We start from the raw sequence: 472 nt of genomic DNA on the forward strand, positions 1-472 counted from the left end.
GAGTCCACCAGCGCCCAGATGCCGACGCCCAGGCAGATGAAGACTCCGACGAACAACACCGACGTGAGGATTCCGAGAACGGTCAGGCCGAGCTGAATCGCGCCGATGCTGGTCGAGCCGATGTAGAAACGTCCGACGCCGAAAGCGCCGAGAAAGAACTGCAGCAGTCCGGCGGTGATGGCCGACTTGTCGGACAGCGGTTGCCCGGTCTGCGGGTCACGGCCGTACGGCGCCGACGGATCAGCGGGATAGCCACCGTACGGCTGCTGCTGTCCCGGGTATCCGGCGGGGAAGCCCTGCGGCGGGTAACCACCGAACTGCGCACCCTGCGGAGGCGGGAATTGCGGGGGCACTCCCTGGGGCGGCACTCCGTACATATCTCCGGGCTGATTTGGCATGGACATTGTGGCCCCGACTTTCTCGAATGCACCGGCGCCGATAGGGATTCGGCATCGGCAGGCTGGTTGAAATG

Annotated in this window: 1 protein-coding gene; it reads right to left on the minus strand. The window is 65.0% G+C overall.

Annotated features, from left to right (window positions below):
• Window positions 1–398, minus strand: a 398-nt coding sequence (locus IMZ11_RS43960) for a TM2 domain-containing protein (RefSeq protein WP_228649677.1), incomplete at its 3' end; no start/stop codon positions are given.
• Window positions 399–472 lie beyond the last annotated feature (74 nt).

The sequence above is a fragment of the Microtetraspora sp. AC03309 genome, assembly GCF_020826795.1.
Lineage (GTDB): Bacteria > Actinomycetota > Actinomycetes > Streptosporangiales > Streptosporangiaceae > Microtetraspora > Microtetraspora glauca.